Here is a 24880-nt window from a genome sequence, read left to right on the forward strand (position 1 = left end):
GCTGCGCGGCGTCGGGAAACCCAGCCTGGCGTCAGATCCGCTCGCCGCTCAACCGCTGGCAGATCATGTCGAGCTGATCGAGCGAGGAATAGCCCAGCGTTACAGCGCCGCTGCCGCTCGCTTCGTGCGCAATCTTCACCTTGAGTCCCAGCAGATCACCGAGCTGGCGTTCGAGCGCGAGGATGTCGGCATCCCCCCCCGCCCCGCCGTTGCCGCGCGGCGCCGATGTCTCACGCGCCTTCGCCGGCTTGGCCCCGCGCGCCAGCTTCTCGGTATCCCGCACGGAGAGACCGCGATCGATGACCTCTTCGGCAAGCCGTTCGACCTCCGGCGCACCGATCAGCGCACGGGCATGCCCCATCGACAGACGGCCTTCAGCAACCGCGCCCTGCACCGGGTCGGGCAGGTCGAGCAGCCGCATCAGATTGGCGACATGGCTACGGGATTTGTGGACGAGGCGGCCCAGCGCTTCCTGGCTGTGGCCATAGTCGGCGATCAGCCTTTTATAAGCCTGCGCCTCTTCGATCGCGTTGAGATCCTGCCGCTGGATGTTCTCGATCAGCGCAACTTCGAGCGTCTCGGCATCGTCGAACAGCTTGACGATGACCGGCACCTCATGGAGCTGCGCCCGCTGCGCGGCGCGCCAGCGGCGTTCTCCGGCGACGATCTGATAGCCCCCGTCGAACGGCCGGACGACGATCGGCTGCAGCACGCCGCGATCACGGATCGATTGCGCCAGTTCCTCGAGCGCGTCGTCGTCGAAGTGCCGCCGCGGCTGCCCCGGATGCGGGCGCATCTCGGTGACGGAGAGTGTCTGGACACCGGCCGCGCGTGCCGCTCCCGGCGCCACCGGCTCCTCTCGCTGCACCTCGCCGAGCAGCGCGGACAACCCCTTCCCCAACCCGGAGGGACGGCGACGCGGAGCCGCCGCAGGAGTCACCGTATCATCGCTCATGCTGCTTTCAAACCTTTCGGAAGACGCCCGATCAACTCGCTCGCGAGGCGGACATAGGCCTCCGACCCCGAACAGCGAATGTCATAGATCAACGCTGGCACGCCATGGCTCGGCGCTTCGGAGAGGCGCACGTTGCGCGGAATGACCGTCTCGAACACGATCTTGCCGAGCACCGCATGCACATCCTGCGCAACCTGCTCGGTCAGGCGATTGCGGCGATCATACATCGTCAGCGCGACGCCGATGATCGAGAGCGCCGGGTTGAACCGGCCGCGGATGCGCTCGACCGTGTTGAGAAGCTGGCTGAGCCCTTCGAGCGCGAAAAACTCGCACTGCAAGGGCACGAGCACTTGCCGCGCTGCGACCATCGCATTGACCGTCAACAGCCCCAGCGAGGGCGGGCAATCGATCAGGCAGATGTCCCAGCGCCCCGGAGTCGCTTCATCGAGCGCCTGGCTGAGGCGATGAACCCGGTCTTCCTGATCGACCAGTTCGACCTCGGCACCCGAGAGATCGACGGTCGCCGGCAGGACATCCAGCTTGGGTACCACGCTGGGCACGACCGCGTCGCCGACACCGCAATCACCCATGATCACGTCATAGCTCGTGCGCGTGCGCTGCGCATTGCCGATACCCAGACCTGTCGAGGCGTTGCCCTGCGGATCCGAGTCGACCAGCAGCACACGCCATCCCGTCGCGGCGAGCGCGGTGGCAAGGTTGATCGCTGTCGTCGTCTTGCCAACGCCGCCCTTTTGATTCGCGATCGCGATTCTGATCATTGCCGTCTCCGCCTGACGTCCCGCGCGACGATGATGCCCGCTGCATCGTCGGTGATGCTCGGTTCCACGTGAAACATCATGTGCCACGTCAGGGCCACGGCTTCCAGTTCGGCTTTTGCATTCCGACCCTTCGGAAGCACCCACTGCGTCTTTTCTGTGGAAAACCTGTGAGCAAGTTCGAACAGCTTGGGTAACGGCGCGAACGCGCGCGCAGTAATCGTTACCGCCGCAAAGGTTTCGACGCGCTCGACAGGCGACAGCCGGATGTCGGCATTGCCGAGTCCGAGGTCATCGATAACCGCCTGAAGAAATTCCACCCGGCGACGACGCGACTCGACCATGACCACAGGCGCGCCCGTGATCAGCGCGATGACGATACCGGGCAGACCTGCTCCGGATCCAAGATCAAGCCAGGTGCCGTGGGGGCGGTCCGCGAGGGGGATGAGCTGCGCCGAATCGGCAACATGACGCGCCCAGATCGTCGGTAAGGTCGATTCGGCGATCAGGTTCTGCCTTCTGGCCTCTTCCGCCAGCAACACGAGATAGCGGGCGATGCGATCCATTGTTCCACGTGAAACATCGAGCGTCGTCTCGAGCCAGGCACGCGCCTCGTCCTCTGTCATGCCGCCTGACGCCGCACCGCAACAAGGATAGCCGCCAGCGCCGACGGGGTCACGCCCCGAATGCGGCCAGCCTCCCCCAACGTCGCGGGCGCCGCCGCTTCGAGCCGTTCCACCATCTCCGCTGAAAGACCGCCGATCTCGCGATAATCGAACCCGGCGGGAATGCCGATATGATCATTATGACGGCGTTCGCGGATCTCCGAATCCTGCCGTGTAACGTAGGGCGCGTAGCGCGCATCCTCGATCAATTCGTCGAGAAGATCATGCTGAACCGCGCCGAGGTCCGGATCGATGTCGATGATCCGCTCGCGATCGACGCCGGCAAAGCGCAACCAATCCCACAGCGATCGGCGACCGCCCTCCCCCGTTGCGACCACGCCGGCATAGGTCGGCCCCTGCAACCGCGCCATTGCCGTCGCGCGGTGCCGCTCGCGCCGGGCAATCCAATCGCTGCGTTCCGTCCCGAGGCAGCCCACGGTCTGCGCATGCGGCGCGAGTCGAGAATCGGCGTTGTTCGCGCGCAGCCGCAACCGATACTCGGCGCGCGCCGTCAACATGCGATAGGGCTCGGTAACGCCCTGCAACACGAGATCGTCGATCATCACTCCGATATAGCTCGATGCGCGATCGAGGATCATCGGCTGACGGCCCGCCACGGACAGCGCCGCATTGACGCCAGCGACGAGCCCTTGCGCGGCGGCTTCTTCATATCCGGTCGTGCCGTTGATCTGGCCGGCGCAGAACAAGCCGGGCATCGCCCGCAGTTCGAGCCGATGATCGAGTGCACGCGGATCGATATGGTCATATTCGACCGCATAGCCCGGCTGGACGATTTCAGCGCGCTCAAGCCCTTCCATCGTCCGTACCATCGCGCGCTGCGCATCCACGGGCAGCGACGTCGAAATGCCGTTCGGATAGATCAGCGGGTCGTCGAGCCCTTCGGGTTCGAGGAAGATCTGGTGCCCATCCCGATCGCCGAAGCGCGTGATCTTGTCCTCGATCGACGGGCAATAGCGCGGCCCCCGCGCCGCAATAGCGCCGCTGAACAACGGCGACTGCGGCAGCGCATCGCGAATGACCGCGTGTGTCGCGGCGTTGGTTCGCGTGATCGCGCAATGCAACTGCGGCGCGACCCGACCCGGTCCAAGCGCGGACATCGTCCAATGGCCATTATCGGACGGCTGCTCTTCCAGACGCGACCAGTCGATCGTGCGACCATCCAATCGCGGCGGCGTTCCCGTCTTGAGACGCGCCATCGGAAGATCAAGCGCGCGCAGCTGGTCGCCCAACGTCTCGGACGCCGCCTCACCGGTGCGGCCGCCGGCCGTGCGCTCGGCGCCACGGAAGAGGCGGCCATTGAGGAAGGTGCCCGTGCAGAGCACGACGGCCGCGGCGCCGAGCAGGCGGCCATCTGCCAGTTCCAGCCCATTCACCCGTCCGCTGTTCAGCCGAAGCGCGCGCGCCTCGCCCTCGACAATGGTCAGGGTCGGATGCGCGGCAAGCAGATCATGAATGGCCTGGCGGTAGCGCTTACGGTCGGCCTGCACCCGCGGCCCCTGCACCGCGCTGCCCTTGCTGGCGTTGAGCATACGATAGTGAATCGCCGCGTGGTCCGCAGCACGGCCGATGAGGCCATCGAAAGCGTCCACTTCGCGGACGAGATGCCCCTTGCCCAATCCGCCGATCGCCGGATTGCAGGACATCGCACCAATCGTCGCCTGGTGGAAGCTGACCAACGCAACCGCAGCGCCCATGCGCGCTGCCGCCGCTGCCGCTTCGCAACCGGCATGTCCGCCGCCGACGACGAGAATATCGAAACGCGCATCCATCGGTCCGCGCTAGGCCGTGCGCACGTTCAAGTCAAAAATGTTCCACGTGGAACAGCCTCACTTGCCGATACAAAAGCGTCCGAACAGCGCATCCAGCATATCCTCGGTCCCCGCCCTGCCGGTCAGCCGATCGAATGCCGCCAGCGCGATGCGAAAATGCTCCGCGACCAGCAACCAGTCGGGTTCGTTGATCGCCTGTCTGATTGCGGCCGCCGCAGCAGCCAAGGCACCGCGCTGGCGCTGGTTGAGAGACAACCCGTCGGGGGGCGGCAGCAAAGATCGCGCCCGATCCAGCACGGCGTCGCGCAGCGTATCAACCCCCTCGCCATCATGCGCCGAGACGATCACCGAGCCCGGCGGCGCGGCATCGCTCCTGGCATCGGCACGCGCGTGAACAAGGATTGCGCGACCCGCATCCGGAACGTGGGCAGCATCGCCGAACCACAGGATGATGTCCGCACCGGCAATCGTCTGCGCTGCGCGATCGATCCCCATCGCTTCGACGATCTCGGCCGCATCGGATCGCAGACCCGCCGTGTCGATCAAAAGCAGCGGTACGCCGCCGATCTGCACGGGTGCTTCGATGACATCGCGCGTCGTTCCGGCAACCGGCGAAACCAATGCGGCATCGCGACCCGCGAGGCGGTTGAACAGGGTCGACTTGCCGGCGTTGACCGGACCGCCGAACACCACGCGCACGCCATCGCGGAGCCGTTCCGCGGGTGGTGTGGCTTCCAGCGCGTCGATCGCGCGCCCGACATCCGCCAGCGCCTCGCGGATACCCCTGCCCTCATCTTCCTCACGGACATCATCCTCGTCGGAAAAATCGATCAGCGCCTCGACGCGCGCCGCGAGCATCAGCAGCCGCTGTTGCCAATCGAGCACCACGTTTGAAAGCCCGCCCTCGGCGATCCGCAGTGCTGCGATCCGCGCCGCCTCTGTTTCCGCCGCCAGCAGGTCGGCAAGTCCTTCGGCTTCGGCCAGATCGATCTTGCCATTCTCGAACGCACGCCGGGTAAACTCTCCTGGCTCTGCAGGACGCAAGCCATCGATACGGCTCAGGGCGCTAAGCACGCCGGCGACCACCGCGCGGCCGCCATGAAGATGCAGTTCGGCCAGATCTTCGCCGGTCACGCTGTTGGGCCCCGGGAACCACAGCACCAGCGCATCATCGAGCGGCACCTCCGCGGCATCGCGCAGCCGGCGAAGGCTCGCGCGGCGCGCCGCCGGCAAGGCACCGCCTGCCAGCGCGATCAGCGCAGCGCCTGCCGCCGACCCGCTGATCCGAACCACGCCGATACCCGCCGGCGGTGTCCCGCTCGACAGCGCATAGATCGTACGCGTGGCGCCAAAGCGCGATCGGTCGGTCATCGCACCCGCGAACCCGCCGTGGCTCAGCGTTTCCCGCCGCTCATCGTGTCGAAAAGCTGCTGCCACAGGCGCATGCCGGATTCACCCATCGGCGTCCACGCCTTCATCAGCGTTTCCATCACCTCCGGGCTCAACCCCTGTTCCATTGTCTGCGTGAGATTGGCGATGTATTTTTCATGGATCGGCGCGAGATCGGGCAAGCCGAGAAAACGACGCGCCTCTTCGGGAGTGCAGTCGACTTCGACATTCATCTTCATCACTCTACTCCCGCTTCAAGCCGGCCCAGTGCGCTGCTACCCTGTGCATCGATGGTCTATGCCCTTGAACCCGCTCATATCGCAACGCCGATCGGCACAATCCTGATCGAAGGCGACGATCATCGGCTCGCCGGCATCCGCATCGTGCCGCTGCGAGGCGTGTCGACACCCACAGCCGACGCTCTTCCGAAAGCGGTGGCGGAAGCCGCCGCACAGCTCGCAGCCTATTTCGCCGGCACGCTGACTGACTTCGATCTGCCTCTCGCGCCCGCGGCCACGCCACGTGGCCTCGCGCTGCGCGATGCGATCGTCGGCATCGCCTATGGCGAAACGATGAGTTATGGCGCGCTTGCGCGAAGCGCGGGATCGGCGCCGCGCGCGATCGGCCAGGCCTGCGCCCGGAACCCCTTCCCCATCATTGTTCCCTGCCATCGCGTGCTCGGCCACGGCGGCCAACTCGGCGCCTATTCGGCCGGTGACGGCCCCGCAACCAAGCGCTGGCTGCTCGACCATGAATCCCCCGACCCACAAGCGAGGATGTTCCAATGAGCCAAACCGATACGATCACGCCTCTCGATGGCGAAGGCAGCTTCAACGCCTATGTCGCGCAGCCGGAGGGTGGGCCGCGCGCGGCGATCATCGTGATTCAGGAGATCTTCGGCGTGAACACGGGTATCCGCCAGAAGTGCGACAAGCTCGCCGCCGAAGGCTATCTTGCGGTCGCGCCCGACCTGTTCTGGCGGATCGAACCGGGCATCGAGCTCGACCCGGATGTGCCGGAGCAGATGCAGCGCGGCTTCGAACTGTACGGCCTGTTCGACCAGGCGAAGGGCATCTCCGATATCGAAGCCACGATCCGCTTCGCGCGTGCGGCGAGCGGCGGCAGAAAGGTCGGCTGCGTCGGCTACTGCCTCGGCGGCCGCCTTGCCTATATGACCGCGGCGCGCACCGACATCGAAGCCTCGGTCGGCTATTATGGCGTCGGTATCGACGCACTCCTGGGCGAGCGCCACGCGATCGCGCATCCGCTGTTGCTGCACGTCGCCGGCGCCGATCGCTTCGTCAACGCAGAGGCACAGAAGGCGATGCGCGAGGGGCTGGCGGATCAGCCCAAGGTCGAAATCCTGACCTATGACGGCCTCGATCATGGCTTCGCGACCGAGATGGGCGACCGTCGTGACGAAGCAGCTGCGGAGCTGGCGGATCGCCGGACGGCGGCATTCTTCGCAAGCACGATTGGCTAACTGACAGCGATCAAAAAGAAAGGCCCGCCTCTTTACTGGAAGAACCGGGCCTTTTCTTATCCAATATTCCGAATTACTGATTCATCGAGTCGAAGAAGTCCTCGTTGGTCTTGGAGTCCTTCATCTTGTCGAGCAGGAATTCCATCGCGTCGATGGTGCCCATCTGCATCAGGATGCGGCGCAGCACCCACATCTTGGAGAGCTTGCCCTTGTCGACGAGCAGCTCTTCCTTGCGGGTGCCGGACTTGCCGACATCCAGCGCCGGGAAGATGCGCTTGTCCGCAACCTTGCGGTCGAGCACGATTTCGGAGTTGCCGGTGCCCTTGAACTCTTCGAAGATCACCTCGTCCATCCGGCTGCCGGTATCGATCAGCGCGGTGGCGATGATCGAGAGCGAGCCGCCTTCCTCGATGTTGCGCGCGGCGCCGAAGAAGCGCTTGGGGCGCTGCAGCGCGTTAGCGTCGACACCGCCGGTCAGCACCTTGCCCGACGAGGGGACGACGGTGTTGTAGGCGCGGCCGAGGCGGGTGATCGAGTCGAGCAGGATGACGACATCCTTCTTGTGCTCGACGAGGCGCTTGGCCTTCTCGATGACCATCTCGGCAACCTGCACATGGCGCTGCGCGGGCTCGTCGAAGGTGGAACTGATCACCTCCCCCTTCACCGAACGCTGCATGTCGGTGACTTCCTCGGGGCGCTCGTCGATGAGCAGCACGATCAGGAAGACTTCGGGATGGTTGTCCGTGATCGCCTTGGCGATGTTCTGGAGCAGCACGGTCTTGCCGACGCGGGGCGGCGCGACGATCAGCGCGCGCTGGCCCTTGCCCTGCGGGCTGACGATGTCGATGACGCGCGCCGACTTGTCCTTGACGGTGGGGTCGAGCGTATCGAGCCGGAGCTTCTCTTCCGGATAGAGCGGCGTGAGATTGTCGAAATTGACGCGGTGGCGGACGGCATCGGGATCGTCGAAATTGACCGAGACAAGCCGCACCAGCGAGAAATAGCGTTCGCCATCCTTCGGCCCGCGGATCTCGCCTTCCACCGTGTCACCGGTGCGCAGGCCGAACTTGCGGACCTGGTTGGGCGAGACATAGATGTCGTCGGGGCCAGCGAGATAGTTCGCCTCGGGGCTGCGCAGGAAGCCGAAGCCATCGGGCAGCACCTCGATGGTGCCCAGACCCATGATCTGCTCGCCATTCTCGGCCTGCACCTTGAGGATCGCGAACATCAGATCCTGCTTGCGCAGGGTCGATGCGCTCTCGACGCCGAGGTCTTCGGCCATCTCGACCAGCTCGGCGGGGGTTTTCTTCTTGAGGTCTTTGAGGTGCATCGGAAAATCTGTCCGTCGGAAAGCGGTCTGTCGATCCAGGGAGCCGCGAGCGCGAATATTGAGGAAAAGCGTCTTTTGCGCGGACGGCAAAGGCTGTCCCGCGCCGTTAGGCCCGCCGTCGACTCAAGTCAAGCCGACTCGGGTTCAGAAGGGACGGACAACCGCCAGAACGACGATCAACGACACCGCGAGCGCCGGGACCTCGTTCAGGATCCGCAGGTTGCGCGCCGACAAGCTCGGCCTCCCCGCCGCCAGCTTCCGCGAATAGCCTACCGCCCAGCCGTGATAGCCCGAAAGCAGGAAGACCAGCAGCAGCTTGGCGTGGAGCCAGCCCAGCCCCGCCGCACCGTCGACCAGGCCGACGTTGAGCGCCAGCACGATGCCGAGCAGCCAGACGAGGGCGAGGGCGGGCGTGAGGATCACCCGCCGCAGCCGCGCCTCGCGCTCGACCCACTTCTTCGCCTCGGCCGGCTCCCCCAGCGCTTCCTGATGATGGACCAGATAGCGCGGCAGGATGAACATTCCCGCCATCCAGAAGATCACGAAGATGATGTGGGCCGCCTTGACCCAGGGATAAGCAAGCCCAAGAAAGCCGGTCATCGGCGCTGCCCCCGAACGATCGTCAGCAATTGCTCGACATGCGCGATCGGCGCGTCGGGCAGGATGCCGTGGCCGAGGTTGAAGATGTGGGGGCGGCCGGCGAAGGCGTCAAGGATGCGGTGCGTCGCCCGTTCCAGCGTTTCGCCGCCCGCGATCAGCGCCAGCGGGTCGAGATTGCCCTGCACCGGCAGCCCCTCGGGCAACATCGCGTTCGCCCATTCGGGATCGACCGTCTCGTCGATGCCGATCGCGTCGACGCCCGTCTCTCGGGCATAGGCCGCGAGCTTGCCGCCCGCACCCTTCGGAAAGCCGATGATCGGCACTCCGGGATGGCGCGTGCGCAGGCGGGAGACGAGCGTAGCGGTCGGTGCGATCACCCAGCGCTCGAACTGCGCCGGAGACAGGCTCCCAGCCCAGCTGTCGAACAGCTGCACCGCATCGACCCCCGCCTCGATCTGGCCGCTGAGATAGTCGCACGTGGCATCGACGATCGCATCGACGATCGCCTGGAACGCCGACGGGTCGCCATAGGCAAGACGGCGCGCCTCGCCCTGGTCGCGGCTCCCCCGCCCGGCAACCATATAGGTGGAGACCGTCCAGGGGCTGCCGGCAAAGCCCAGGAAGGTGACTCCGGCGGGCAATGCCGCACGCACACGTGCGACGGTGCCATAGACGGGTGCCAGCCGCTCAGGGACGGCGGTGAGCGCGTCGAGGCTGCTGTCGACCAGCGGCGGCGCCAGGCGCGGTCCTTCGCCGGCCTCGAACCAGAGATCCTGCCCGAGCGCGTGCGGAATCACCAGGATGTCCGAAAACAGGATGGCGCCGTCGAATCCGAAGCGCCGCAACGGCTGCAGCGTGATTTCGGCAGCGGCGTCGCTGTCGCTCATCAGTTCGAGGAATCCGCCCTTCTCGGCCCTCAGAGCACGATATTCGGGCAGATAGCGGCCGGCCTGACGCATCAGCCAGACCGGGGGCGGGGTGCGTCGTTCGCCGCGGAGGACCGCGAGCAGGGGACGGTCGGTGGACTCGTCGAGCGCGAGAATCGGCTCCATCCTTCTTCCTAAGAGTCTCTTTGAGAGAGAAATTGAAGGTGTAGTTGGCGTGGGATTAACGGGGTTTATGCGCGATCCGCGATATTGCCAACAGATTGACTCCTGGCGGCGCGCTGACTCGCACAGAGTCGCGCTCATAATCCCCGCAACCCACAGCCTGTGGATGAATCCGGCGCGCTGTTGGTAAGCTGTGGACGGAATCGACAAGAGCGGGGACGGAATCGGTGGGCAGCCCGGCGGCCGCATTTATCCTTGCCAATCTCCGGCACTTACCCACAGCCTTGCGCACATGACGCGGCTTCACCTCCACTTGCTGTCGGATTCGACCGGCGAGACACTGGAAAACATCGCCAAGGCAGCGCTCGCCCAGTTCGACGGGGTCGAGACGATCCGCCATTTCTGGCCGATGGTGCGCTCCGAAGGGCATCTCGAGCGCATCCTCGTGGAAGTCGCGCAGAACCCTGGGCTCGTGCTTTATACGCTGGTCAACAGCGACACCCGCCGCAAGCTGGAGACGCGCTGCCGCGCGCTGGGGCTCCCGGCGGTGCCGGCGCTCGATCCGGTAATCGATGCGTTGTCGAGCCTGCTGGGGCAGGAGGCGAAGGCGCGCCCGGGCCGCCAGCACACGCTGGATGCCGCCTATTTCGCGCGGGTCGATGCGATCCAGTTCACGATCGCGCATGACGATGGCGTCGGCTGGGAGAATTGGGAGGAAGCGGACATCCTGCTGGCGGGCGTCTCGCGCTGCTCGAAGACGCCGACTGCGATCTACCTCGCCAATCGCGGCTACAAGACCGCCAACATCCCGATCGTTCCCGCCTCGCCGCCCCCGGCTCTGCTCTACGCGCTCAGGAATCCATTGGTCGTCGGGCTCACCACCAGCGCCGACCGGCTGGTGCAGGTGCGGCGCAACCGGCTGCTCTCGCTGAATCAGGCGCCCGAGACCGACTATGTCGATCATGAGGCGGTGCAGCGCGAAGTGGCCTTCGCACGGCGCATCTATGCGGATAATGGCTGGCCGGTCATCGACGTGACGCGCCGTTCGATCGAGGAGACCGCGGCGGCGATCATCAATCTCTACAATGAGCGCACCAGTTCGATGCGCGAGGGAGGACGGACTTGACCTTGGTGCTCGCATCGCAAAGCGCCGGTCGGCGGGCGATGCTGGAGGCGGCGGGCGTGCCGCACGAGGCGATGGCGGCGGGCGCCGACGAGGAAACCGCCAAGGACTCGCTGCGCGCGGAGGGCATCGCGCCCCGCGACCTCGCCGATGCGCTCGCCGAGCTGAAGGCGCTCAGACTGTCGCAGCGCATTCCCGGTGCGCTGGTGCTCGGCTGCGACCAGGTGCTGGCCCTCGACGACGGTACGATGCTCGACAAGCCGAAGGACCGCGCCGCCGCGGCCGCGCAACTCGGCCTGCTCTCTGGGCGCACCCACAGCCTGTTCAGCGCCGCGGTGATCGCCGAGAATGGCCGCGCGGTGTGGCGGTTCGTCGATCGCGCGAAGCTCACCATGCGTCCGCTCGGGCCGATGTTCATCGAGGCCTATCTGGATGCGGAATATGCACATGCAGCCGGATGTGTCGGTTGTTACCGTATCGAAGGCCGCGGCGTGCAGCTCTTCTCGCGGATCGAGGGCAGTCAGTTCACGATCATCGGGATGCCGCTGCTGCCATTGCTGGACTATCTGAGAACGAGGGGGATCATCGCGACATGACCGTGCACTACGCTGAAGTGATCGGGGATCCGATCGCCCAGTCGAAATCACCGGTCATCCATCGTTATTGGTTGAATCAGCTCGGCATCGAGGGCGACTATCGCCGCCGCCGGGTCGCCCGCGGTGGACTATCCTCCTATCTGCGCCTCGCCTTTCGCGACCATGCCTGGCTCGGCTGCAACGTCACGATCCCGCACAAGCAGGATATGTTCCGGCTGGTCGACCGCGCCATGCCGTCGGCCGAGGCGGTCGGTGCGGTCAACATCGTCTATCGTGAGGACGGCGCGCTGATCGGCATGAACAGCGACGTTGCCGGCGTGCAGGCGGCGATCGGCCGCGCCGCGCGCGAGAAGACGGTGTGCCTGATCGGTGCCGGCGGGGCCGCGCGCGCGGCGGTGGCGGTGTTGCGCAGCCAGGAGGTCACAGGCCTTCGCGTCATTGCCCGCGATCGGGCCAAGGCGTCGGAACTGCTGGAGGATTGCGCGCTGCCGACGACGATCCATGATTTCGCCGGAGCCCGCGCGGCGCTGGAGGATGCCGCACTGGTGATCAACGCCAGCCCGCTGGGAATGGCGGGGCAGCCCGGGATGCCGATGCCGATCCTGCAGGCGATGGACGCGACTTTGCCCGAGGCGACCGTGTTCGACATGGTCTATGATCCGCTCGATACCGCTCTTCTCGCCCATGCCCGCCGGCACAAACGCCGTGCCGTCGACGGGTTGGAGATGCTGATCGGGCAGGCGCGGCAGGCCTTCCGCCAGTTCTACGGCGTCGAACCGCCCAGCGATCCCGAAAACAACCGCGCGCTGCGCGCAGTGCTGACGGAGCCCTGATCTTCGGCTACGCGCCGGTCCATGATCGTGATCGGGCTGACAGGGTCGATCGGCATGGGCAAATCGGCAGTCGCGGCGATGTTCGCCGATGCGGGGGTGCCGGTGTTCGATGCCGACGCCGAAGTGCGCCGGCTGCAGGGCCCTGGCGGCGTCCTGCTCGCCGCCATCGAGTCGCGCTTTCCGGGGACGACGGGGCCCGCCGGGCTCGATCGCCAGGCGGTTGGCAAGGCGGTGTTCGGCGATCCCGCGGCGCTGGCCGATCTCGAACGAATCGTCCTCCCCGCCGTTGCTGCCGCGCGTCGCGATTTCCTGCGCCGTCACCGGTCGCGGCCGATGGTGCTGCTCGATATTCCGCTGCTGTTCGAAAAGCGCGGTGCCGCGCGGGTCGATGCGATCGTCGTCGCCTCCGCGCCGGCCTGGAAGCAGCGGCGCCGCGTGCTTGCCCGGCGCAGCATGACGACGGAGAAATTCCGGCGCATCCTGCGGCTGCAACTGCCCGACGCGCAAAAGCGGCGGCGCGCCGATTTCGTCGTGCCCACCGGCGGCACTTTCGATGCGACACGGGCGGCGGTCCGCCGCGTCATCGCTTGCCTCAAGGCATCGCAGCGACGATAATGTGACCAATGCGTGAAATTGTCTTCGACACCGAAACCACGGGTCTCAATCCCCAGACTGGCGACCGCCTCGTCGAGATCGGCTGCGTCGAGCTGGTGAACAGGGTCGAAACCGGCCGCGTCTTCCACAGCTACTGCAACCCCGAACGCTCGATGCCGCCCGAGGCGCAGGCGGTGCACGGCCTTTCCGAGGCGTTCCTGGCGGACAAGCCGCTGTTCGAGGATATCTGCGAGGATCTGCTCGATTTCCTCGAAGACAGTCCGCTGGTGGCGCACAATGCCGTCTTCGACTTTGCCTTCCTCAACAATGAGCTGGGCAATTGCGGCCGGCTGCACATCGGCAACGCGCGCATGATCGATACGCTGACGATGGCGCGTACGCGCCATCCCGGCGCCAAGCACAGCCTGGACGCGTTGTGCGTCCGCTTCGGCATCGACCGCAGCCATCGCGTCAAGCATGGCGCGTTGCTCGACGCCCAGCTTCTTGCCCAGATCTACGTCGAGCTGACCGGGGGCCGCCAGATCGGCCTGATGCTGGCCGCCGACGAGAGCACGCTCGTGGCGGAGGCGGTGATGCACCATGAACCGATCGGAGGACGGCGGCAGCGCGCACCGCGCCCGCATGCCGCGTCCGAAGCGGAACTGGCGCGCCATCAAGCCTTCATCGCGAAATTGACCGATCCGCTCTGGACGGTCACCGGGGCGTCCGGTTGACGCTCCCTTCGGCATACCCATGTGTATGCCGTTAGTAGTGGAGAAGCGAATGGATATCCGTATTTCCGGTCATCAGGTCGAGACTGGCGACGCGCTCAAGGCGCATGTCGGGGAACGCCTGCAGGGTATCGCCGACAAATATTTCGCGCGGGCCATTTCGGCCAACGTGACGTTCGGCAAGGGCCCGCATGACGCGCGCTTCGTCTGCGACATCGTCGCCCACGTGATGCAGGGTGTCATTCTCAAATCCTCGTCGATGGGGGGAGAGGCGCATCCCGCGTTCGACGGCGCTGCCGACAAGATCGAGACGCAGCTTCGCCGCTATATGCGCCGCCTGAAGGCGCGCAACGGCAGTGCGAGTGCGGGCGAGATCCCGGTCGATGCCGGATACACGCTCTTCGCGGAGACCGTGGAGCAGGAAGAGGAAGTGGCCGACAATCCGCCGGTCATCGCCGAAACCCGCGTCGACGTGCCCGATGCGAGCGTGTCCGATGCGGTGATGATGCTCGATCTCCGCCATACCAACGCGCTACTGTTCAAGAATTCGGGTACCGGGACCTACAATATGGTGTATCGGCGCGGCGACGGCACGATCGGATGGGTCGAGCCGAACCGCGCCGGCTGAATCGGCGCGTCCTGGGGGGGACTGACTGAGGCGGGTGTGCATCGCATACCCGCCCAACCGGAACGACGATGACCGATTTCAACGATATGCTCGTGCCCGGCGCCGTCGAGTCCGCGCTCGCGGTGAGCAACAAGAAGAGCCTGTTCCAGCAACTCGGCCAGATTTCCGAACGCGAGTTCGGTATCGAGCAGCGACGGGTGATCGACAGGCTCACCGAGCGTGAGCGACTCGGTTCGACGGGGTTCGGCGGCGGCGTCGCCATCCCGCACGGCAAGATCGATGGCCTGGACCATGTGGTCGGCGTCTTCGCGCGACTCGCCGAGCCGATCGAGTTTCAGGCGATCGACGATATGCCCGTCGATCTCATCTTCATGCTGCTGTCGCCGCCCGATGCCGGCGCGGACCATCTCAAGGCGCTGGCGCGGGTCAGTCGCCTCCTGCGTGACCGGACGTTCGTCGCCAAGCTGCGCGGCGCCTCGTCGACCGATGCGATCTACGCGTTGCTGACCGGTGTGGGAACGCGTGACGCCGCCTGAGGGCACGGGATCGGGCAGCGCACCGGTCGGGGCCGCGGCGCATTATCGTGCACTCGAATCGCTCTATGCCGCGGCCGCGATCAACCGGCTTTTCCCGTCGCGGCTGGAAATCACCGGCACCGGGCTGGCGCGGATCCTGTTCGACATCGACGAACGCGTGTTCCACGCCGCGGGCGCGGCGCACGGCACCGTCTATTTCAAGATGCTCGACGATGCCGCCTTCTATGCCTGCAACAGCCTGGTCACCGATCGTTTCCTGCTGACGACGCAATTCAACCTGCTTCTCACCCGCCCGCTGCGCGCCGGGCCGGTGATCGCCGAGGGGCGCTGGGTCAGCGGCCGCCGCCGCGTCTATGTGGGCGATGCGCGGCTGATCGATCAGGATGGCGAAGAGGTCGCGCGCGGCACGGGCACCTTCATGCGATCGCAGATCGCGCTCGCCGCGCTCCCCGGTTACGTTCGCGCGGCACAGTCATGAGCGCGCGGCTGACCAGCCGGATGCTGGTCGGCGCGCTCGTCCGCCGCGCGCATGCCGAAGGCGGGCACGCGATGGTGCTCCGGCATGGCGACGATGGCGCGGGTGCGGTGCTGCTGCAATGCGTCGAGCGTGGCCGCTTCGTTGCCTTGATCGAGCGGCAGCTCGATCATCTTGGCCGGTATCGCTGGGCGCGCTGCGGCCCTGCCCTCGATGAAGGAAGCGCGCTTGGCGATTATCTCGATCGACGCCGCGCGCGCGACCCCGATCTGTGGCTGGTCGAACTGGACATCGCCGAGCCCGAACGCTTCGCCGCTGAAATGACCGGTGAAACTTGACTTGACCCGGTCCGCCGGAGAACCAGACTGCGAGCTTGATAGCGGGGCCGCGCAGCCGGGCGAATAAGATCCGGGCGGCGACGCAGACGGCGAAGCGAACGGATCGCCCTGTTTCGGCATCCGATCGTTCCGCCGCCTTGACGATCGGGGTGCATGACTTTTTCGTTCCAATTCGTCGCGCGCGCGATGCTTTTCGCCTGCGCGTTCGCCGCAAGCCTTGCCGGCTTCTCGAGCCCCGCCATGGCGGAGGCGGCTGCTCCGGAGGCCAACGGCTTCGGAATCATGCAGCGGTTGCAGATCGTTGCGCCATCGCCGCGCATCTTCCTCGGCAACGCGTTCGCGCCGACGGCCGCTTCGCTCGCCACCCTGGTCGCGTCGCACGTGATGCCCGCGGCGCTCGATGCGGAAACCGAATGCCTTGCCGGCGCGATCTATTTCGAATCGCGCGGTGAGCCGCTTGACGGCCAGCTTGCCGTCGCGGAGGTGATCCGCAATCGCGCCGCCTCCGGCCGCTTCCCCGCCTCGCTGTGCGGGGTCGTCTTCCAGCCGTCGCAATTCTCGTTCGTCCGTGGCGGCGCGATGCCGCCGATCCGCCGCGAGAGCGATCAATGGCGCCGCGCCGTCGCCGTCGCGCAGATCGCATTGGGCGGTCAGTGGGCCAGCAGTGTCGGCAAGGCGTTGTTCTTCCATGCCAGCCGGATCGCGCCGCGCTGGCGGCTGCAGCGCCTCGCCCGGGTCGGCAACCACATCTTCTACCGCTGAACCGGCCCGGCGTGGCACGCCGGCTCTTGCGGTGTTCCGTCAATGTTCTATCCTGGCGACATGGCAACCGCGCCCGTCGACACCGCTTCCGCATGCGCGGATCCTGCAAAGGCGGCGATCTGCGCGGCAGATGTCGCACGCGGCGTCTGCCGGCTGTTCCACCGGCATGATCTGTTCGCGATCGCCGAAGTGCCGCTGGCCAATGGCCGTCGTGCCGATCTGATGGCGATCGATGCCAGGGGCGGCATCACCATCGTCGAGATCAAGGTCAGCCGCGCGGATCTGCTCGGCGACCTCAAATGGCGCGATTATCTCGACTATTGCGACCGCTTCTTCTGGGCGGTGCCGCCGGGCTTCGATCTCGCCCCGTTCGAGACCGAAGCCTTTCTGCCCGGTCTTGCAGGCCTGATCGTCGCGGATCGCTATGACGGCGCGATGCTGCGGGATGCGACGACGGTGGCGATGCCGCCCGCCCGCCGCCGTGCTGAAACATTGCGCTTCGCCCGCCGTGCGGCGCATCGCTGGATGGCGGGGATCGATCCCGAACTGGGCGGTTTCGCCTGACGGCGCCGCCCCCGCCGGAGCTGGCGCCGGAGCGGGCGGCGGCTGATCTCAGGCGTGCGATCTTAGAATTTGGGGCCCTGCATCGGCTTGTTCGCCTGTGGCTTGGCGGCGTCCAGCTCGCGCAGGATGCTGGTCAAACGCTGGTCGCGTTGCGCGTATTCCCGCGCCGACATGCCCGCAAGCAGGTCACGCTGGTTGGGGTCGGCGCCGGCCTCGACCAGTACGCGCACCATGTTGGTGTCGCCCAGCTGGACGGCGCGGATGAGCGGCGTCTCGCCGCTGTTGTTCGCCAGGTTGACGCGCGCCTTGCGGGCAATCAGCAACTGCGCACCGTCGACATAGCGGAGCTGCGCGGCGGCCATCAGCGGCGTGTTGCCGTCATTGTCCTTGATGTCCGGGCGCGCGCCCTTGCCGAGCAGGAAGGACAACCAGGCATTGTCCCGGCGCTTGACGACGATATGCAGCGCGGTCTCCCCGCTCTCGCGGTCGCGCGCGTCGATGATGGTGGTGCCGGGCTGCTCGATCAGCTTGGTCGCCTCGGTGCCGTCACGATCCTTCACGGCCTTGAGGAAATTATAGCTGTCGGAAAAGCGCTGTGCCGGTGCAGCCGCGGGCGCCACGAACAGCGCAGCGGCCGCGGCCAGCAGGATGGTTCGGCCGGTCGACATGCGGGTCGGCTTCATTTCGTCGGTAGATCCCTGTTTCTGGAAGCGAGAGGGGTTATCTTGTCGATTGAACGATAGCAGAGCATGGCTGGCCCGGAAATGAACATTGCCCTTCGAAACCTTCGCGGTCCCGCCGCAGCGCTCGCACTCCTGCTCGCGCCGCTCGTCCTCTCCGGCTGCGGCCCCTCGTCCGAAGCGCCGCTTGCAGGTGCACGGATCGGTGGCCCGTTCGCGCTGACCGATCAGAACGGCAAGCGCATGACCGATCAGGCGCTCGCCGGCAAATATCGCATCATGTACTTCGGCTACAGCTATTGCCCCGATGTCTGCCCCACCGACCTGGCGCTGATCACCGCCGGGCTGAAGGCGTTCGAGGCCAAGGCGCCCGCGCTGGCCGCAAAGGTGCAGCCGGTGTTCGTCACCATCGATCCGGCGCGCGACACGCCCGCGCGGCTCAAGACCTATCTTGCGGACTTCCATCCGCGGCTGATCGGGCTCACCGGCAGCGCGGCGGAGATCGCGGCGATCGCGCGGGCCTATGGCGTGCCCTACAGCCGTGGCGAAGGCGCGGGCGACGCCTATATGATGAACCATGGCAACCAGGTCTATCTCATGGCGCCCGACGGCGCGCCGATCGCGTTGATGCCGACCGAACCGGGCCGCACGCCGCAGGACTTCGCGGGCGAACTCACACGCTGGGTGAAATGAGCGCGCCGTCGCGCCGCTTCTGGGAGGAAAAGCCCCTCGCCGCGCTGAGCCGCGACGAATGGGAATCGCTGTGCGACGGCTGCGGCAAATGCTGCCTGCACAAGCTGGAGGATGAGGATACCGGGGAACTCCATCCCACCAACGTTGCCTGCCGCCTGCTCGATCGCCGCAACGCCCGCTGCTCCGACTATCGGCGCCGCCACGCCTATGTGCCCGAATGCGTGCGGCTGACGCCGGTGAAGCTGCGCCAGATCGACTGGCTGCCGGCCACCTGCGCCTATCGCCTCGTCGACGAGGGCAAGCCGCTGGCCGACTGGCATCATCTGATCAGTGGCGATCCCGAATCGGTGCATCGCGCCGGCATGTCGGTGCGCGGCTGGACGGTGTCCGAGGATGATGTCGGCGACCTCGAAAACCATGTGATCGAGCGGGATCTCTAGGTGCTGCGGCTGTTCGGTCGGGCGCAGGCGGCCGACCCCGCGCTGCCCACCTTCGGCAGCCCGCCGCGCCCGTTGACGGTGGTTCGCAACGCGCGCGCGCGATCGATGAAGCTCAGCGTCGATCCGCGCGACGGTTCGGTGCGGCTGGTGCTGCCGACGCGCGCCGGGCTGGGCCATGCGCTCGGCTGGGTGGAAACCAAGCGCGGCTGGATCGAACGGCAGCTCGGCAAGGTGACCGATGGCGTGCCGATCGTGGCGGGCGGCTCGATTCCGTGGCGCGGTGCCGAATTGCTGGTCGACTGGTCGGCCGATCATCCGAGGATGCCGCGGCTGGCGGGTGATCGGATCCTCGTCGGGGGTTCCATCGACACGCTCGAACTGCGCGTGCTGCGCTGGATCCGCACCGAAGCGAAGCGGTTGCTGGAGGAAGAAACGCGCGCGGTCGCCGCGCGCGCCGGCGTGTCGGTCGCGATGGTCGGTGTCGGCGACCCGCGGTCACGCTGGGGAAGCTGCGCGTCGAACGGCAACATCCGCTACAGCTGGCGCCTGCTGCTGGCGCCCGATTTCGTATGGAAGGCCACCGTCGCGCATGAGGTCGCGCACCGCGTCCACATGGATCATTCGCGTGCCTTCCACGCGCTGGCGGCATCGCTGTTCGGCGCGGATCCGAAACCCGCGCGTGAATGGCTGCGCCGTCACGGCGCGGCGCTTCACGGGTTGGGGCGATCCTGAATCCTGGTGGGCGGCGGCAGTCGCGTCGATGACGGCGCGGGCCGCTCGCGGTCCCTTTCCCGATCCCGGTCGTTCTCACGGTCGGTCGGTCGGCTGCGGGTCATCCGGTCGACCCAGTCGCGATCGATCCGTTCGGGAGGCTCCTCCCCTTCTTCCGTCTCGTCCGGCATGCCCATGCCGTCCCCGGGCGGCGACGCGGGGTCGCCCGGCATGCCATTATCGTCGGCCGGCGCACCCATGTCTGGATTGCCGAAATAGGCCTCCTCGTCAGGTTCCAGCTGCCATTCGGGCAGGGTCACCTCGGTGTCGAACCGCTCGACCGGGCGGTTGGCAACGGCGCTCGCCATGAAGTCATGGAACGCCGCGGCCGGAGCCCGCCCGCCCTGCAGGCCACCGACGGGCTTGGCGTCGTCGCGGCCCATCCACACGCCGGTGGTGATGCCGCTGGAAAAGCCGAGGAACCAGCCATCCTTGTTCGAGCTCGTCGTACCCGTCTTGCCCGCGACCGGCCGGCCGATCTGCGCGGCGCGACCGGTGCCGGTCGCGACCGCGGTCTGCATCAGATCGGTCATCTGCGCCGCGACTGCAGGTGCCACCAGCACGCGCGAGGTGTCGGTGCGATGCTCGTAGAGCACGCTGCGGTCGGCTGTGGTCACCTTGGTGATCCCGAACGGCGTGACCGCGACGCCCTTGGCCGAGACCGAGGCGAAGGCGCGCGTCATGTCGATCAGCCGTACGTCGGCGGTCCCGAGCACCATTGAGGGCTGGGTATTGAGCGGGGTGCCGATGCCGAAGCGGCGCGCGACCTCAGCGATCGTCGCGGTGCCGACATCGACGCCGATCTTCGCCGCAACGGTGTTGATCGAATAGGCGAAGGCGGTGCGCAGCGTGATCTTGCCCGAATAGCGGCCGGAACTGTTGCGCGGGCTCCAGCCGTTGATCGTCACCGGCTCGTCCACCACCTCGCTGTCGGGGGTGTAGCCCGCCTCCAGCGCCGCCAGATAGACGAACAGCTTGAATGCCGATCCGGGCTGCCGCTGGGATTGCGTCGCGCGGTTGTAGATCGAATTCACATAGTCGGTGCCGCCCACCATCGCGCGGACCGATCCGTCGCGGTCGAGCGCGACGAGCGCACCCTGCGCGCCACCCGGCACGTTGGCGCGGATCGCCGCGTCGGCGGCGCGCTGCATGCCCAGGTCCAGCGTCGTCCAGACTTCCAGCGGTTCCTTGCGCTCGCTGATCAGCGTGTCGAGCTGCGGCAGTGCCCAGTCGGTGAAATAGCGGACGCTGTTGGACTTGGGTTCGGGCGCGAATTTCACCGATCCGGGCTGCGCGGCGGCCGCCTGCTCGGCGGTGATCGCACCGGCATCGCGCATCACGTCCAGCACCACCTGCGCGCGGCCGACCGCGGCTTCGGTGTCGGCGGTGGGCGAATAGTGCGACGGCGCCTTCACCAGGCCGGCGATGATTGCGGATTCCTCCAGCGACAGCGTCGTCGCGGGGTGGCCGAAGAATTTGCGGGCGGCGGCGTCGATGCCATAGGCGCCGCCACCGAAATAGACCTTGTTCAGATACAGTTCGAGGATCTGGTCCTTGCTGAACTTGCGCTCCATCGCCAGCGCCAGGATCATCTCCCGGCCCTTGCGGCCGAAGGTCTTGGTGTTGGTGAGGAAGACGTTGCGGGCGAGCTGCTGGGTGATCGTCGATCCGCCCTGCGCCCAGGCGCCGCGCTGCAGCCGCACATAGGAAGAACGCGCGATGCCGATCGGGTCGACGCCCGGATGGCTGCGGAACCGCCGATCCTCCACCGCGACCATCGCATCGATCATCACCGGAGGAATGTCGTCATAGGTCAGCCATTGGCCGAAGCTGGGCCCGAGCGAGACCAGAACGGTGCCGTCGGACGCGCGCACCCGGATCATCTGGCCGTTGGGCGACGATTTGAGCTGCGAATAGCTCGGCAGCGTCGACATCGCGATGCCCACCGCAACGACCAGCGCGACGATGCCGATCAGCGCCGCGACGAGTGCGATCTTGAGGAGACGGAGGACGCCCGTGCGCCACGGGCGTTTCGAAGCGGGTTTGCGCGTGGCTGCCATGGATCGCCGCTGGTTACGCGCTAAGCCGCCGCCTCACAAGCCGTCAGCGACGAACAACGCTTCGGATCGGCCGGCAATATGGGCGGTTTCGTCGATCGATGCGTCAAGCCGCCACCCGCGTCGCCCGCGCGAACAACCCGGCGAGCGCGGGGACGGCGTGCATCAGCGCGACCCCCGGTGCCGCCAGTCCCGGCCGTTCGCACAATTGCTTGAGCCAATCGGCCACGGCGAGCGGCCGGCGCAGCGATGCCGAGAAACGCCGCTGGTAGGTCACGGCCTCGGCAGCGCCGCCCTGCATCCATGCCGCCGCCGCCGCGCTGCCGCTGGCGAGCGCGATGTCGATGCCTTCCCCGGCCAAGGACGGGATCACCGCCGCCTGGTCGCCCAGCCGGAACAGCCCGGCCACGCCGAACTGCGCGCGCCAGCCATAGGGCACGGCTGCGACGGCATCCGGATGATCGGTGGGCGCGCCGGCGATGCGATCGGCCAGGTCGGGCAACGCCTGGGCCAGATGCGCGAACAGCGCCGCCGGGCCGCCGCCGGTCTCGACGAGCAGCGACTTGTGCAGCGCCAGGCACAGATTGCCGCCGCCATCCTCCTGACGGACGAGCCCGGCATAGCCGCGGTCGAACAGGTGCAGCTCCACGGCGTCGCCCACCAGCCGCTCGAGCCGGGGCGTGGCGGGCAGGCGGATGCGCAGGCCCAGCCATGGGTCGCCGTCACCCGGCGTGTTGCGGCCATGGCCACGCAGTTCATGCTTGCCGGTGGCGAGAAACAGCGACGCGCCCGCGATCGTCGCGCCATCCGCCAGCCGCAGCGTCGTTCCTGCCGCCTCCCGAATCGCGCAGCCGAGTTCCACGCCCGCGCCTGCGCGGCGGGCCTCGGCGAGAAGCGCGGAATCGAGCCGGTGGCGCGAAACGCCCATTGCGGCGCCCGGCAGCCGGCTTTCGGCGCTGCGCCCGCCGGCGAACAGGCGCACCGAACGGATGGTCGTGCCGCCCAGCGCGTCGGTGTCGATGCCGAGCCCCGCCAACCGGTCGATCGTCCGCCAGCTCAGGAAACCCCCGCACAGCGGATCGCCGGTTTCGCGCTGGCGCTCGATCAGCAGCGGCCGCGCGCCGGCGCGCGCCAGCGCGATCGCGGCGACGCTGCCGGCCGGGCCGGCGCCCGCGATCAGTGCAGCCGTTCGACGCACAGCCGGAACGGAAAGGGCTTGAGAATGCGGGCCGCGCCCGGTGCGACCCCGGCCTCAGCCAGGATCGGCGGCCATTCGCCAGGCCGGTAGGAGCGGGCGATCGAAAGCTGCCCGTCGGCGCGCACGATCTCGTGCCAGCGCATCGCCCGGGCGAGCAGCGGGAAGAAGCGGTGGGCGAAATTGCTGCGCAGCAAATCATTGACGAACCAGCCCGCGGTCGCATGTCGTTCCATATGTGCAACGAATGCGACGAGCTGACTGTGCGTCATGTGATGCGCGACCAGGCTTGAGATGATGAAGTCGGCGTCGGGCCGGTCGGCATAGTCGCCGGCATGATAGTCGATCGCATAACCCGCCGATGCCGCCTGCGCGACGGCGACGCTGTTGGCGTTCAGGTCGACGCCGTGCAGGTCCGCCTCGATGCCGCGCTTGGCGGCCCAGCGCGCGATCGTTCGCAGCATGCCGCCATCGCCGAAGCCGACATCGAGCAGGGAGAAGCGCGTCCGCCCGCGTGTCGCGCGCGCGAGGAAGGCCAATGTCGGCCGCGCCGTCATGACCATGCGGTTGACCTTGCCGAGGTCGGTCAGCACCGCAGCATAGACCGCCGGATCGAGGTCCGGCGCATCCATCCGCTCCTCGGCGATGGCACGCTCGGCGAGCCCGCTCATCGCGCGCGGCCAAAGCCGAAGCCCTCGGCGGCAAGGCCGGGGCCGAACGCCATCGCGACGCCGCTCTCCGGGGGCGTCCTGCCGCCGAGCATCCGCGCGAGCACGAACATCAATGTCGCCGACGACATGTTGCCATTGTCCGCGAGAACGCCGCGTGAGGCGGCCAACGCCTCCGGCGCGAGGTCCAGCCCGTTCTCCACCGCGTCGAGGATCGACCGCCCGCCTGCGTGCACCGCCCAGCGCTCGATCGCGCCGACATCGCCGCCCGCGGTCACGGCGTGGCGGAAGCCGGGATCGCGCAGCGCCTCCTGGATACGGCTCGGCACCTCGCCCGACAGATGCATGATGAAGCCCTGGTCACCGATCCACCAGCCGATCAGCCCCTGCGAATCGGGCAGGGTGGCGGAGAAGGACGGTCCGATCGCGATGCCCTCCGGTTCGGCGGTGACCAGCGCCGCCGCGGCGCCATCGCCGAACTGGAGCATGGCGAGCAACGGCTCCAGCGCGTCGTGCGGCTGGAGGTGGAGCGTCGACAGCTCGACGCAGACCACCAGCACCCGCGCATCGGGCTGCGACCGGACGATATGGCGCGCGGTGCGCAGCGCGGTGATCGCGGCGTAGCAGCCCATGAAGCCGATCAGCAGCCGCTCGACCCCGGGGTCGAGCCCCAGCCGGCGCGCGATGATCTGGTCGATGCCCGGGGCCACGAACCCGGTGCAACTCGCCACGATCAGATGGCTGATCCGCCCCAGCGTCACCTGTTCCCCCAGCCTGGCGATCGCGGTGCAGGCGAGCTCCGGTGCCGACTCGCCGTAGAGCGACATGCGCTCGGATGTCGGCGGCAAGGTCGCATGGTCGTAGAAACCGCCGGGTGCGACCGGGGATCCGCCCGCGGCAGTGCGCGGCAGCACCGACCAGCGATGCGCGATCCCCGAACGATCGACCATGCGCGAGAACAGTCTGCGCTCGCGCGGATCGCTCAGCCGCGGCAACGCCCAGTCGACGAAGGCATGATGAATGTCATGGTCGGGCACCGCGGTGCCGATGGCGTTGATGCAGGCGGACGCAGGAACGGGCACGCGAAGCTTTCGTCAGAGAAGGCGATGCGACGATGGCGCAGTCGCGTGGCGTTGGGAAGGTGCTGCAGCGCGGCGAA

30 protein-coding genes are annotated in these 24880 nt (G+C 67.1%); 16 read left to right on the forward strand and 14 right to left on the reverse strand.

Annotated elements, in window-relative coordinates; translation table 11 throughout:
- Positions 1-31: 31 nt before the first annotated feature.
- From NX02_RS24395 to NX02_RS24420, 6 genes are read right to left on the reverse strand one after another with little or no spacing between them, the layout of a single operon-like run.
- Positions 32-955, reverse strand: a complete 924-nt coding sequence (locus tag NX02_RS24395) for a ParB/RepB/Spo0J family partition protein (protein ID WP_025294782.1) — start codon at positions 953-955, stop codon at positions 32-34.
- Entirely contained in the window at positions 952-1734 is a 783-nt protein-coding gene (locus NX02_RS24400) for a ParA family protein (RefSeq protein WP_025294783.1), read from the reverse strand. The genes NX02_RS24395 and NX02_RS24400 overlap by 4 nt, the downstream gene beginning before the upstream one ends.
- On the reverse strand, positions 1731-2357 hold the full coding sequence (rsmG, locus tag NX02_RS24405; RefSeq protein ID WP_025294784.1) for a 16S rRNA (guanine(527)-N(7))-methyltransferase RsmG: 627 nt from the start codon (positions 2355-2357) through the stop codon (positions 1731-1733). The genes NX02_RS24400 and rsmG overlap by 4 nt, the downstream gene beginning before the upstream one ends.
- Positions 2354-4186: a tRNA uridine-5-carboxymethylaminomethyl(34) synthesis enzyme MnmG gene (gene mnmG / locus NX02_RS24410; RefSeq protein ID WP_025294785.1), complete on the reverse strand. Its 1833-nt coding sequence runs from the start codon at positions 4184-4186 to the stop codon at positions 2354-2356. Before mnmG ends, rsmG begins: the two co-directional genes overlap by 4 nt.
- 57 nt (positions 4187-4243) lie before the next feature.
- On the reverse strand, positions 4244-5557 hold the full coding sequence (gene mnmE, locus NX02_RS24415; RefSeq protein ID WP_025294786.1) for a tRNA uridine-5-carboxymethylaminomethyl(34) synthesis GTPase MnmE: 1314 nt from the start codon (positions 5555-5557) through the stop codon (positions 4244-4246).
- 23 nt (positions 5558-5580) lie between these two features.
- On the reverse strand, positions 5581-5814 hold the full coding sequence (locus NX02_RS24420) for a DUF6489 family protein (protein WP_025294787.1): 234 nt from the start codon (positions 5812-5814) through the stop codon (positions 5581-5583).
- Between the two features lie 51 nt (positions 5815-5865).
- Here NX02_RS24420 and NX02_RS24425 point away from each other — a divergent pair, with 51 nt between their 5' ends.
- Positions 5866-6363 carry a methylated-DNA--[protein]-cysteine S-methyltransferase gene (locus NX02_RS24425; RefSeq protein WP_025294788.1) on the forward strand — a complete coding sequence of 166 codons (498 nt, stop codon included), beginning with the start codon at positions 5866-5868 and terminating at the stop codon, positions 6361-6363.
- Entirely contained in the window at positions 6360-7058 is a 699-nt protein-coding gene (locus NX02_RS24430; RefSeq protein WP_025294789.1) for a dienelactone hydrolase family protein, read from the forward strand. Before NX02_RS24425 ends, NX02_RS24430 begins: the two co-directional genes overlap by 4 nt.
- A 73-nt stretch (positions 7059-7131) precedes the next feature.
- Here NX02_RS24430 and rho read toward each other — a convergent pair whose 3' ends face one another.
- The 3 genes from rho to hemE form a co-directional block, all read right to left on the reverse strand.
- On the reverse strand, positions 7132-8388 hold the full coding sequence (rho, locus tag NX02_RS24435) for a transcription termination factor Rho (protein WP_025294790.1): 1257 nt from the start codon (positions 8386-8388) through the stop codon (positions 7132-7134).
- A 144-nt stretch (positions 8389-8532) separates the two neighbouring features.
- Entirely contained in the window at positions 8533-8988 is a 456-nt protein-coding gene (locus NX02_RS24440; protein ID WP_025294791.1) for a CopD family protein, read from the reverse strand.
- Entirely contained in the window at positions 8985-10040 is a 1056-nt protein-coding gene (gene hemE / locus NX02_RS24445) for a uroporphyrinogen decarboxylase (protein ID WP_039996817.1), read from the reverse strand. The genes NX02_RS24440 and hemE overlap by 4 nt, the downstream gene beginning before the upstream one ends.
- Before the next feature lie 289 nt (positions 10041-10329).
- Between hemE and NX02_RS24450 the strand changes: the two genes are divergently transcribed.
- The 11 genes from NX02_RS24450 (at position 10330) to NX02_RS24500 (ending at position 17217) form a co-directional block, all read left to right on the forward strand.
- Complete coding sequence (locus NX02_RS24450; RefSeq protein ID WP_025294793.1) at positions 10330-11163, forward strand: pyruvate, water dikinase regulatory protein; 834 nt, start codon at positions 10330-10332, stop codon at positions 11161-11163.
- Complete coding sequence (locus NX02_RS24455; RefSeq protein ID WP_025294794.1) at positions 11160-11756, forward strand: Maf family protein; 597 nt, start codon at positions 11160-11162, stop codon at positions 11754-11756. Before NX02_RS24450 ends, NX02_RS24455 begins: the two co-directional genes overlap by 4 nt.
- Positions 11753-12589 (forward strand): shikimate dehydrogenase family protein, encoded by an 837-nt coding sequence (locus NX02_RS24460; protein WP_025294795.1) that lies wholly within the window; start codon positions 11753-11755, stop codon positions 12587-12589. The genes NX02_RS24455 and NX02_RS24460 overlap by 4 nt, the downstream gene beginning before the upstream one ends.
- A gap of 21 nt (positions 12590-12610) precedes the next feature.
- On the forward strand, positions 12611-13204 hold the full coding sequence (coaE, locus tag NX02_RS24465) for a dephospho-CoA kinase (RefSeq protein ID WP_025294796.1): 594 nt from the start codon (positions 12611-12613) through the stop codon (positions 13202-13204).
- Positions 13205-13212: 8 nt separating this feature from the next.
- The gene (dnaQ, locus tag NX02_RS24470; protein ID WP_025294797.1) at positions 13213-13917 is read left to right on the forward strand and encodes a DNA polymerase III subunit epsilon; all 705 of its coding nucleotides are present in this window, start codon (positions 13213-13215) and stop codon (positions 13915-13917) included.
- 49 nt (positions 13918-13966) lie between these two features.
- A complete protein-coding gene (gene hpf, locus NX02_RS24475; protein ID WP_025294798.1) occupies positions 13967-14542 on the forward strand; it encodes a ribosome hibernation-promoting factor, HPF/YfiA family in 576 nt (191 codons plus the stop codon).
- 68 nt (positions 14543-14610) lie between these two features.
- The gene (locus tag NX02_RS24480; protein ID WP_025294799.1) at positions 14611-15078 is read left to right on the forward strand and encodes a PTS sugar transporter subunit IIA; all 468 of its coding nucleotides are present in this window, start codon (positions 14611-14613) and stop codon (positions 15076-15078) included.
- On the forward strand, positions 15065-15556 hold the full coding sequence (locus NX02_RS24485; protein ID WP_025294800.1) for a PaaI family thioesterase: 492 nt from the start codon (positions 15065-15067) through the stop codon (positions 15554-15556). Before NX02_RS24480 ends, NX02_RS24485 begins: the two co-directional genes overlap by 14 nt.
- Entirely contained in the window at positions 15553-15891 is a 339-nt protein-coding gene (locus NX02_RS24490) for a DUF1491 family protein (protein WP_025294801.1), read from the forward strand. The genes NX02_RS24485 and NX02_RS24490 overlap by 4 nt, the downstream gene beginning before the upstream one ends.
- Before the next feature lie 153 nt (positions 15892-16044).
- Complete coding sequence (locus NX02_RS24495; RefSeq protein ID WP_025294802.1) at positions 16045-16653, forward strand: cell wall hydrolase; 609 nt, start codon at positions 16045-16047, stop codon at positions 16651-16653.
- A 42-nt stretch (positions 16654-16695) separates the two neighbouring features.
- Positions 16696-17217 (forward strand): MmcB family DNA repair protein, encoded by a 522-nt coding sequence (locus tag NX02_RS24500; protein ID WP_025294803.1) that lies wholly within the window; start codon positions 16696-16698, stop codon positions 17215-17217.
- 62 nt (positions 17218-17279) lie between these two features.
- Here NX02_RS24500 and NX02_RS24505 read toward each other — a convergent pair whose 3' ends face one another.
- A complete protein-coding gene (locus NX02_RS24505; protein ID WP_039996820.1) occupies positions 17280-17900 on the reverse strand; it encodes an ankyrin repeat domain-containing protein in 621 nt (206 codons plus the stop codon).
- Positions 17901-17981: 81 nt separating this feature from the next.
- On the opposite strand from NX02_RS24505, the gene NX02_RS24510 reads away from it, so the two are divergent.
- The 3 genes from NX02_RS24510 to NX02_RS24520 are packed head-to-tail and all read left to right on the forward strand — an operon-like array spanning position 17982 to position 19762.
- A complete protein-coding gene (locus NX02_RS24510; protein ID WP_245648694.1) occupies positions 17982-18590 on the forward strand; it encodes an SCO family protein in 609 nt (202 codons plus the stop codon).
- On the forward strand, positions 18587-19030 hold the full coding sequence (locus tag NX02_RS24515; RefSeq protein ID WP_025294806.1) for a YcgN family cysteine cluster protein: 444 nt from the start codon (positions 18587-18589) through the stop codon (positions 19028-19030). The genes NX02_RS24510 and NX02_RS24515 overlap by 4 nt, the downstream gene beginning before the upstream one ends.
- The gene (locus tag NX02_RS24520) at positions 19031-19762 is read left to right on the forward strand and encodes a M48 family metallopeptidase (protein ID WP_025294807.1); all 732 of its coding nucleotides are present in this window, start codon (positions 19031-19033) and stop codon (positions 19760-19762) included.
- Here NX02_RS24520 and NX02_RS24525 read toward each other — a convergent pair.
- The 4 genes from NX02_RS24525 to NX02_RS24540 all read right to left on the reverse strand — a co-directional run bounded on the left by NX02_RS24525 (position 19741) and on the right by NX02_RS24540 (position 24803).
- On the reverse strand, positions 19741-21861 hold the full coding sequence (locus NX02_RS24525; RefSeq protein ID WP_025294808.1) for a transglycosylase domain-containing protein: 2121 nt from the start codon (positions 21859-21861) through the stop codon (positions 19741-19743). The genes NX02_RS24520 and NX02_RS24525 overlap by 22 nt on opposite strands.
- A 103-nt stretch (positions 21862-21964) precedes the next feature.
- Positions 21965-23056 carry an NAD(P)/FAD-dependent oxidoreductase gene (locus tag NX02_RS24530; protein WP_025294809.1) on the reverse strand — a complete coding sequence of 364 codons (1092 nt, stop codon included), beginning with the start codon at positions 23054-23056 and terminating at the stop codon, positions 21965-21967.
- Positions 23035-23724, reverse strand: coding sequence for a methyltransferase domain-containing protein (locus NX02_RS24535; RefSeq protein WP_025294810.1), 690 nt, complete (start codon positions 23722-23724; stop codon positions 23035-23037). The genes NX02_RS24530 and NX02_RS24535 overlap by 22 nt, the downstream gene beginning before the upstream one ends.
- Positions 23721-24803 carry a type III polyketide synthase gene (locus NX02_RS24540; protein ID WP_025294811.1) on the reverse strand — a complete coding sequence of 361 codons (1083 nt, stop codon included), beginning with the start codon at positions 24801-24803 and terminating at the stop codon, positions 23721-23723. Before NX02_RS24540 ends, NX02_RS24535 begins: the two co-directional genes overlap by 4 nt.
- Positions 24804-24880: the final 77 nt, after the last annotated feature.

Origin of the sequence: Sphingomonas sanxanigenens DSM 19645 = NX02 (assembly GCF_000512205.2) — a bacterium.
Classification (GTDB): Bacteria; Pseudomonadota; Alphaproteobacteria; order Sphingomonadales; family Sphingomonadaceae; genus Sphingomonas_D; species Sphingomonas_D sanxanigenens.